Raw genomic sequence first — 8,657 nt, 5'->3', positions numbered from 1 at the left:
GATCGGCTGACGGCGAAGGTCTACGCCCGCGAAGATCTGCGCGCTCTCGGTGATGCCCGGCAGACGCTCCGCCAGGATCTTCGGGTCGAGGTGGTCGAGGTGGAGGTAGATGTGGTCCTTGTTCGGCCCGACACCGCGCCCCTCGCGAATCTCGATGGTCATCGAGCGCGAAACCACGTCGCGGCTCGCGAGATCCTTCGCATGCGGCGCGTAGCGCTCCATGAAGCGCTCACCCTGCGAGTTGGTGAGGTAGCCGCCCTCACCGCGCGCGCCCTCGGTGATGAGCACGCCCGCGCCATAGATGCCGGTCGGATGGAACTGCACGAACTCCATGTCCTGCAACGGAAGTCCCGCGCGCAGCACCATGGCGTTGCCGTCGCCCGTGCAGGTATGCGCGGACGTGGCCGAGAAGTAGGTGCGGCCATAACCGCCCGTGGCGATGATCGTCTTCTTCGCGCGGATGCGGTGGATCGAGCCGTCTTCGAGCGACAACGACATCACGCCCCGGCAGATGCCGTCCTCCATGATGAGGTCGAGCGCGAAGTGCTCCACGAAGAAATCGGCCGAGTAACGAAGCGACTGGCCATAGAGCGTGTGCAGCATGGCGTGGCCGGTGCGGTCGGCGGCGGCGCAGGTGCGCTGCGCCGGCGGGCCTTCGCCGAATTCGGTGGTCATGCCGCCGAACGGACGCTGATAGATCTTGCCCGCTTCGGTGCGGCTGAAGGGCATGCCGTAATGCTCAAGCTCGTACACGGCCGCGGGCGCGTTGCGACAGAGATATTCGATCGCGTCCTGATCGCCGAGCCAGTCCGACCCCTTCACGGTGTCGTACATGTGCCAGCGCCAATCGTCCGGTCCCATGTTGCCGAGTGCTGCGGCGATGCCGCCCTGCGCCGCGACAGTATGCGAGCGCGTCGGGAAAACCTTCGTTACGCACGCCGTCTTGAGGCCAGCCTGCGCACAGCCGAGCGTGGCGCGAAGGCCAGCGCCGCCCGCGCCGACCACGACCACGTCGAAGGTGTGATCGTGAATCTTGTATGCGCGCCCGTTGACCGTGGGAGCGGCCACGCCGTTCAGTGTTGCATCCGCCATGAGACTAATTTCCAAGGAAAAGCTTCAGGATCGACAGCACGCCGACGACGGCGATCACGATCACGAAGAATGTGTTCAGGAAGAGAAACGGAACCTTGAGGCCGTGGGGCATGTATTCCTCGACCGGAACCTGCATGCCGAGGCGCATATGGATGGCGGTCGAGATCACCACGAGGATCGACGCGATTGCGTTGAACGGGTGGCCGAAGAACGCCTTCACATCGCCGAGCGGCGCGCCCGCCAGCGTCAGGCCGGTGTAGACGAGGAATGCCACCACGAAGAGGTTCGACACAGCCGTGAGTCGCTGCGCCCAGAAATGGTCTGTGCCGGGGCCGCCGATGGCCGAGCCGAGGCCGCGGACCTTCTTGAGTTCTGTTCTATAGGTTGTCGAAGGCATCAGCGGGCCCCCCAAAGCGAAAGGGCGTGGCCCCAATGCGAAAGTGCGTAACCCCAGATGATCGCCGTCAGCGTGAGCGAGCCGAAGAGCGTCGCCCAGGACAGGAACTGGACGGCCGACTTGGAGAAGCCCCAGCCCACATCCCATACGAAATGCCGGATGCCGCCCAGCATGTGGTGCATGACCGACCAGGTGAAGCCGATGAGAATGACGAGACCGAGCGGCGTCGCGAGGTACGAACTGACCGTGTTGAAGGCCTGTTCACTTGTCGCGGCCGATGCAATCCAGATCGCGAGGATGAGGCTGCCAAAATAATTCGTGATCCCCGTCACGCGATGCATGATCGAAAGGATCATGTTGATCTTGAAACGGTAGATCGACAGATGCGGAGACATCGGTTTCGGCGCCAGCGGCCGTGTGCCCGCGATGGGCTTGGCTTCCGCCATCATGCAATCCTTCTTAACCCTCGATGCAGTTTTTCTTAACGTCCGGGACTATACCCCTCAGGCCGACGGGCAGCAACAAACGGCGGCGTGGTACCGCTTAGGCTTTTGGCGACAAGATCCGGGCGGGACTTCGACCCTAGCCAAGGTTCTGGAACCGGTCTAGGGTTGCCACTTCTTACAGGCTCTGGCGGTGAAATGGAAATCCAATTTGCCGCGCTTGCGCCGCCTCGCCGTCTTGTGATTGCGTACAACCGCAAGCGTAGCAAAGGTTTGCGGGCGGTCCGGCTCCGCCCCCGCTTTATGTATACCAGCCATGGCGGCGACGCGTCGCAGCCTATCGCGAGGTTGGACGCCGGTTGCAGGCCAATGCGAACGCCGCCAAGGCAGCGCCCGCCGACCTCGAACTCAGCGCGGCAGCACGGCCCAGTAGTCCAGGTCGAGCAACACGGCCGGATCGTATTGATCGCCAGCTTTGTACGGGAAGCTGGTGCAAGGCTTGTCCTTCGTCGCGATGAGACGCAGCCGAAGCGCGCCCGCATCGTCGCGGCCCGGCAGCGGTTGCTTGTCGAGCACCTCGCTCCACGCGTAGACGGTGTCGCCCGCGAACGCCGGGGAGACGTGCCGCCCCGCGTTGATCGCGGCGACGTGGAACGCGTTCTCAAGCCCGTTGAACGACAACGCGCGGGCGAGCGAGATGATGTGCCCGCCATAGATGAGGCGGCGCTTGAAGCGGCCCTGCGCCTGTTCGTGCAGGTTGAAATGCACCTTCGCAGTGTTCTGGTAGAGCCGGGTTGCAAGCTGATGCTCGGCTTCTTCGAGCGTCATGGCGTCGAGATGGTCGATCTTCTCGCCGATTTCGTAATCGTCCCAGCGCGCGGGATTGCCGGAAAGCGCTGTGTCGTAGCCTTCGAGCGTGAGCGGCGGGAGCGCGCCGCCGAGGTCGGCGGGTTCGAGGGCCGCCTTGAGCGTCGGCACGTGCGGCGCGGGCGCAACGGCTGCCTCGTCGCGCTTCTTCACCATCACCCAGCGCACATAATCCAGCACGGCTGCGCCGGTCTGGTCACGGCCCGTGGTGCGGACGTAGACGACGCCGGATTGTTTGTTCGAGTTCTCCTTAAGCCCGATCACCTCGGACGTGGATGACAGCGTGTCGCCCGGGAAAACCGGCTTCAGGAAGCGGCATTCCGCGTAGCCGAGGTTCGCTACCGCGTTCAGCGAGATGTCGGGCACCGTCTTGCCGAAGACGATGTGAAACACGAGCAGGTCATCGATAGGCGCGGCCGCGTAGCCGATGGCCTTCGCGAACGCGTCCGACGATTGCACCGCGAAACGCGAGCCGTAAAGCGCGGTGTAGAGCGCGACATCGCCCGCCGTGACCGTGCGCGGCGTCGCATGCGCGATCACCTGCCCCAGCCTGAAATCCTCGAAATAGTTGCCCTGACGTGCCTTGCTCATGGTTTTCCCCGTCCGAAGATGTTGGGGCACGTCATATCATCCACCGGTCACGGGTGGGAAGAACGCGATTTCCCGCGCACCTAAGACAGAAGTCTCATGCGACGCGTGAACCTGATCGACGGCGGCGCGGGTGAGCGCGGGGCGCGCGAAGGCGACGGCGTAGTTTTCCCCGCGCATGGTGAGCCACGCCACGACGTCGGCGATGGTCGCCACATGTGCGGGCAGCGCGACGCGCTCTTCCGACACGCCGACGCGTTCGCGCATCCAGGCGAAATATTTGATCGTTACGTCCATCGGTTCTCCCGCATTCGCATGAAATAGTGTGTGGCGGTGACAAGACTCAAGCCCGCCGCGATCCACAGGACGGCGAGGCCGGTTTCGAGGAGAACCCGCGCGCCCGGTTCGATGGCGGCGGCGAAAAGGAGAAAAACCGCGAGATATTGAGACGCGGTCTTGACCTTGGCGAGAGCGCTCACCGGGGCGGCCATCCCGTCGAGGCGGGCCATGCGACGGAGCGCGAGCACGGCGGTTTCGCGGGCGAGGATCACGAGTGCGGCGAGCACGTCAGCGCCCGAGATTGCGCCTTTCGCGATGAGGAGGACGAGCGCGGTGGCGATGAAGATCTTGTCGGCGAGTTGGTCGAGCATCGCACCGAAGGCTGTAACCTCGCGGCGTGCCCGCGCGATTCGCCCGTCGAGCGCGTCCGTCGCCGCCGCATAGGCGACGAGCGCGGCGGCAAGCGCGGGCGGCCATCCGCCCAGCATCGCAAGCGCGAGCAACGCGGCGGCAGCGATTCGCGACGCCGTGACGAGGTTGGCGAGCGTGATTGTGGGCACACTCTGCGTTTTTAAGCTTTGCTGCATCGCCGCTGAGATAAGCCGGGTGCGGGTGAATGGCAAACGAGCGCACCGCTTTAGATCGCTTCTGCGAAGCTCTCATCAGAACGCCAAACGTTTTTCTAAAGCTCGAAGCGCGTTTTCTAACGCTAAACGCGTTGTTCCAACGCCAAAACGCCGCTACCGTGCGCGCAAATCGCACCCATCGGTTCCGCCCTATGAAACACGTCAAGCCCACAACGACGCTCGATCCCGCCCATTCCTTTCAGGATCTGATCCTCACGCTCCAGCATTACTGGGCGGAGCAGGGCTGCGTCATCCTTCAGCCCTACGACATGGAAGTGGGCGCGGGCACGTTCCACCCGGCGACGACGCTGCGCGCGCTCGGACCTAAGCCATGGTCCGCCGCCTTCGTGCAGCCGTCGCGGCGGCCGAAGGATGGGCGTTACGGCGAGAACCCGAACCGCCTCCAGCATTATTATCAGTTTCAGGCGATCCTGAAGCCGTCGCCGGATAACATTCAGGAACTCTACCTCGAAAGCCTTGTGCGGCTGGGGATCGATCCGCGCGTGCACGACATTCGCTTCGTCGAGGACGACTGGGAAAGCCCGACGCTCGGCGCGTGGGGCCTCGGCTGGGAAGTGTGGTGCGACGGCATGGAAGTGTCGCAGTTCACCTATTTCCAGCAAGTCGGCGGCTTCGACTGCGATCCCGTGGCGGGCGAACTCACCTACGGGCTTGAGCGCCTCGCGATGTACATCCAGAACGTGGATAGCGTCTACAAGCTGAACTACAACGGCCGCGACGACGACAAGCGCGTGCTCTACGGCGACGTGTTCAAGCAAGCCGAGCAGGAGTATTCGCGGCACAATTTCGAATTTGCCGATACCGCGATCCTGCTCCAGCGCTTCCGCGACGCCGAGAAGGAGTGCAAGGCGCTGCTCGCCGCGGGCGAGCCGAAAGAGGAGGGCGCGCGCCATTTGCAGGTGCTGCCCGCCTACGACCAGTGCATCAAGGCGAGCCACATCTTCAACCTGCTCGACGCGCGCGGCGTGATCTCCGTGACCGAGCGGCAGAGCTATATCCTGCGCGTGCGCGACCTCGCGAAAGCGTGCTGCGCGGCGTGGCTCAAGACGGAGGCCGGCGGCGCGGCTTAGGTCGGAAATGACAATCGTCCGAGTTCGGATTATAACAAAGTGGGGGTTTGTTATAATCTGATGTGTAGAGATGGTATCAAAGACGTTGTTGATTCAATCTCGAATTACGGACGCCGCCCATGAACCGCGAAGAGTTTGCTGAATCTCCTTCGGGCACGCTCGTTCCGACAGAACGGGACCAATGGGCCTTTCTTCCGAATGATCTGCCCCCTTCGGGGCTCGATATGGGGAGGCTTGCTTTGCCGCTCGAGAAGGCTTCTCAGCTTCTCGGTGAATTGAACGGCATCGGTCGCGTACTGCCAAATCCTTATATCCTCATTCGCCCGCTGCAAACACGCGAAGCGCTGACATCGTCGAGCATGGAAGGAACATATACAACGATCGATGACCTCCTGCTTCTTGAAGCTGGCGCGTCGGAACACCCCGATGGTTCGGATACGCGTGAGGTATCTAATTATAGACGGGCGTTAAGTGCCGCTATCGACAGTCTCGAAAAACTGCCTTTATCCATTCGGACCTTGAAGGACGCTCATCGCACCCTTTTACGAGGGGTGGCCCGTCATAGAGGGCACGTGGCCACGCCCGGCGAGTTCAAGCGTCATCAAAATTTCATTGGCGGAAAGGTGGGGCTGATTGAAAACGCGAGATTTATACCGCCTCCACCGAAGGACGCGTTGATTGCTCTCGAAACTTTAGAAAAATACATTCACCGTGACAACAGGTTGGGAATTCCCGATCTTATCGACGCAGCTCTGATCCATTATCAATTCGAAACCATTCATCCCTTTTCGGATGGCAATGGCCGCGTCGGGCGAATGCTGATTACATTGCACCTCTATATGCGCGGTGCAATCAGGCAGCCAATCCTCTATCTCAGTCCCGTATTCGAGAAGAGAAAGGACGAATACATAGATCTGATGTTTAACGTTTCCAGGTCGGGAAAATGGGAAGACTGGATAGCATTTTTTTTGGATGTCGTTTGCGAAGCATGTCAAAGCGCGATCACAACATCCGAAGCGCTCCTTAGAATTCAAGAGAAATATAGAGTTCAGGCAGGCAACGCCGGTCGCTCCAGCAAGCTGATGGAACTGACCGATTACCTATTTTCGAAGCAGGTCGTATCTATACCGATGGTTGCTGAATTTCTTAACGTGCAGTATAGATCGGCTAAGCTCCACGTCGAGAAGCTTGTCGACATCGGGGTTCTTAAAGAAATTCCCACATGGTCGAATCCGAAATTTTTCATTGCGCACGAGATCCGCGACATCATCCTGACTTCGCTAAAATAGGAATCGAGGCGCTATTCCCGCGCAAGGCGACATGCGATAGCGTATGTCTTTCCGCAAACGGAGAGCGCGAAGCCGCATGATTTCCGCCATCCACCTCACGCAGGAGCTGATCCGCTTCGACACCGTCAACCCGCCGGGCAACGAAGCCCCGTGCGCGCGCTACCTCGGCGGCATCCTCGACGCGGCGGGCTTCTCGATCAAGCACCCCAGCATCGGCGACAACCGCGAGAACCTCATCGCGGTCATCGGCGGCACGTCCGAGAAACGGCCGATCTGCTTTTCCGGCCATACCGATGTCGTGCCGCTCGGCGCCGCGCCGTGGACGGTGGAGCCGTTCGGCGGTGAACTGGCGTTCGGGCGCGTCCATGGGCGCGGGTCGAGCGACATGAAGGGCGGCGTCGCGGCCTTTGTCGCGGCGGCTGTGAAGCTCGCGCCGCGTCTCGAAGGCACGCCCGGTCTCGTGCTTGTCATTACGGCGGGCGAGGAGCGCGGCTGCGAAGGCTCAAACCATATGAAAAAGCACGGGCTGCTGCCGCCCGCGGGCGCGATCGTCATCGGCGAGCCGACGGCCAATCGCCCGCTTGCCGGGCACAAGGGCGTGTTCTGGCTTGAAGGCGTGGCGAAGGGCGTGACCGCGCACGGCTCCATGCCCGAGCAGGGCGTGAACGCGGTCTACAAGGCGGCGCGCGCGGCGTTGGCGCTCGAAACATTCGACTTTTCGGGCGACGCGCATCCGGTGCTCGGCCGCCCGACGGTGAATGTCGGCTGGCTCAAGGGCGGCATGAATATAAACTCGGTGCCGGACGAGGCGCGGCTCGGCCTCGACGTGCGCATCGTGCCCGGCCTCGACCGCAAGGAACTTGTGGAGCGCTTCACGCGTGCGGCGGGCGGCTGCGTGTCGTTCCACGTCACGAGCACGGCGGACCCTGTGTGGACCGATCCGAACGACCCGTGGATGGCCGACGTCATTCATGTGGTGGGCGACGTGACGGGCGACGAGCCGACATTCGGCGGCGCGCCCTATTTCACCGACGCGGGCGCGCTAAAACCCGGCATGGGCAATCCGCCGGTCGTCATCCTCGGCCCCGGCGAGCCGGAACAGGCGCACCAGACCGATGAATGGTGCTCCGTCCAGCGCATCGAGGAGGCCGAGGCGATCTACACCGACCTCATCGTGCGCTGGTGCGGATTATAGGCCGTGGTCCGCAAAATGGGCGGCCTGTAAATCACTGCCCGGCAAGATAATCAAAGCCCGCTTTTCCAACGAAGGCGGGCTTTGACATTTAATCCTGGAACGGATCGTGGACGAGGATCGTGTCCGCGCGCTCCGGGCTCGTCGAGAGCAGCGCGACGGGCGCCTCGATCAGTTCCTCCAGCCGCTTCACATATTTGATCGCCTGCGCGGGCAGATCCGCCCACGACCGCGCGCCTTGCGTCGATTCCTGCCAGCCCGGCATGACCTCATATATCGGCTGCACGCTCGCCTGCGCTTCCTGCGACGCCGGCAGACGGTCGATCTCGGTGTGGCCAAGGCGATAACCGACGGCAACCTTGATCTCGTCGAAGCCGTCGAGCACATCGAGCTTTGTCAGCGCGATGCCGTTCATGCCGGAAACCTTGATCGTCTGGCGCACGAGCGTCGCGTCGAACCAGCCGCAGCGGCGCGCGCGCCCCGTGACCGTGCCGAATTCGTGCCCGCGTTCGCCGAGCCGCTGGCCTGCCTCGCAGGTGAGTTCGGTCGGGAAAGGCCCCTGCCCGACGCGCGTCGTATAGGCTTTCGTGATGCCGAGCACGTAATTGATGGAGCTCGGGCCGAGGCCGGAGCCGGTGGCAGCGCTCGCCGCGACCGTGTTGGACGACGTCACATAAGGGTAAGTGCCGTGATCGACATCGAGAAGCGACCCCTGCGCGCCCTCGAACAGGATGCGCTTGCCCTCGCGCTTGTAGCGGTCGAGAAGCTGCCAGACCGGCTCGACATAAGGCGC

At 62.4% G+C, this 8,657-nt stretch carries 10 protein-coding genes; 3 read left to right on the top strand and 7 right to left on the bottom strand.

Going from position 1 to position 8,657, the window contains the following annotated elements:
• The 6 genes from T281_RS14500 to T281_RS14475 all read right to left on the bottom strand — a co-directional run.
• On the bottom strand, positions 1-1,092 hold a 1,092-nt coding region (locus T281_RS14500; protein ID WP_037240818.1), incomplete at its 3' end, for an FAD-binding protein.
• Positions 1,093-1,096: 4 nt separating this feature from the next.
• Entirely contained in the window at positions 1,097-1,489 is a 393-nt protein-coding gene (gene sdhD / locus T281_RS14495; RefSeq protein WP_013417791.1) for a succinate dehydrogenase, hydrophobic membrane anchor protein, read from the bottom strand.
• Entirely contained in the window at positions 1,489-1,938 is a 450-nt protein-coding gene (gene sdhC, locus T281_RS14490) for a succinate dehydrogenase, cytochrome b556 subunit (RefSeq protein ID WP_338053310.1), read from the bottom strand. The genes sdhD and sdhC overlap by 1 nt, the downstream gene beginning before the upstream one ends.
• Before the next feature lie 402 nt (positions 1,939-2,340).
• Positions 2,341-3,390: a MaoC family dehydratase gene (locus T281_RS14485; RefSeq protein ID WP_037240815.1), complete on the bottom strand. Its 1,050-nt coding sequence runs from the start codon at positions 3,388-3,390 to the stop codon at positions 2,341-2,343.
• 36 nt (positions 3,391-3,426) lie between these two features.
• Positions 3,427-3,684, bottom strand: coding sequence for a molybdopterin converting factor subunit 1 (gene moaD, locus T281_RS14480; RefSeq protein WP_037240812.1), 258 nt, complete (start codon positions 3,682-3,684; stop codon positions 3,427-3,429).
• Entirely contained in the window at positions 3,675-4,226 is a 552-nt protein-coding gene (locus T281_RS14475; protein WP_162173186.1) for a CDP-alcohol phosphatidyltransferase family protein, read from the bottom strand. The genes moaD and T281_RS14475 overlap by 10 nt, the downstream gene beginning before the upstream one ends.
• A 218-nt stretch (positions 4,227-4,444) precedes the next feature.
• Between T281_RS14475 and T281_RS14470 the strand changes: the two genes are divergently transcribed.
• The 3 genes from T281_RS14470 to T281_RS14460 all read left to right on the top strand — a co-directional run bounded on the left by T281_RS14470 (position 4,445) and on the right by T281_RS14460 (position 7,867).
• The gene (locus tag T281_RS14470; protein ID WP_013417796.1) at positions 4,445-5,383 is read left to right on the top strand and encodes a glycine--tRNA ligase subunit alpha; all 939 of its coding nucleotides are present in this window, start codon (positions 4,445-4,447) and stop codon (positions 5,381-5,383) included.
• Between the two features lie 119 nt (positions 5,384-5,502).
• Positions 5,503-6,672 (top strand): Fic family protein, encoded by a 1,170-nt coding sequence (locus tag T281_RS14465; protein ID WP_037240806.1) that lies wholly within the window; start codon positions 5,503-5,505, stop codon positions 6,670-6,672.
• Between the two features lie 76 nt (positions 6,673-6,748).
• Entirely contained in the window at positions 6,749-7,867 is a 1,119-nt protein-coding gene (locus T281_RS14460; RefSeq protein ID WP_037240802.1) for a M20 family metallopeptidase, read from the top strand.
• An 88-nt stretch (positions 7,868-7,955) separates the two neighbouring features.
• Here the strand turns inward: T281_RS14460 and T281_RS14455 are convergent.
• Positions 7,956-8,657: adenylosuccinate synthetase (locus T281_RS14455; protein WP_037240799.1), on the bottom strand; the 702-nt coding region annotated here is incomplete at its 5' end.

The sequence above is a fragment of the Rhodomicrobium udaipurense JA643 genome (assembly GCF_000636015.1).
GTDB lineage: Bacteria > Pseudomonadota > Alphaproteobacteria > Rhizobiales > Rhodomicrobiaceae > Rhodomicrobium > Rhodomicrobium udaipurense.
This window is presented reverse-complemented; position numbering and strand designations above follow the sequence as displayed.

Coding starts and splice junctions, on each gene's coding strand:
- sdhD (WP_013417791.1), bottom strand. CDS start 1,489: ATGCCTTCGACAACCTATAGAACAGAACTCAAGAAGGTCCGCGGCCTC.
- sdhC (WP_338053310.1), bottom strand. CDS start 1,938: ATGATGGCGGAAGCCAAGCCCATCGCGGGCACACGGCCGCTGGCGCCG.
- T281_RS14485 (WP_037240815.1), bottom strand. CDS start 3,390: ATGAGCAAGGCACGTCAGGGCAACTATTTCGAGGATTTCAGGCTGGGG.
- moaD (WP_037240812.1), bottom strand. CDS start 3,684: ATGGACGTAACGATCAAATATTTCGCCTGGATGCGCGAACGCGTCGGC.
- T281_RS14470 (WP_013417796.1), top strand. CDS start 4,445: ATGAAACACGTCAAGCCCACAACGACGCTCGATCCCGCCCATTCCTTT.
- T281_RS14465 (WP_037240806.1), top strand. CDS start 5,503: ATGAACCGCGAAGAGTTTGCTGAATCTCCTTCGGGCACGCTCGTTCCG.
- T281_RS14460 (WP_037240802.1), top strand. CDS start 6,749: ATGATTTCCGCCATCCACCTCACGCAGGAGCTGATCCGCTTCGACACC.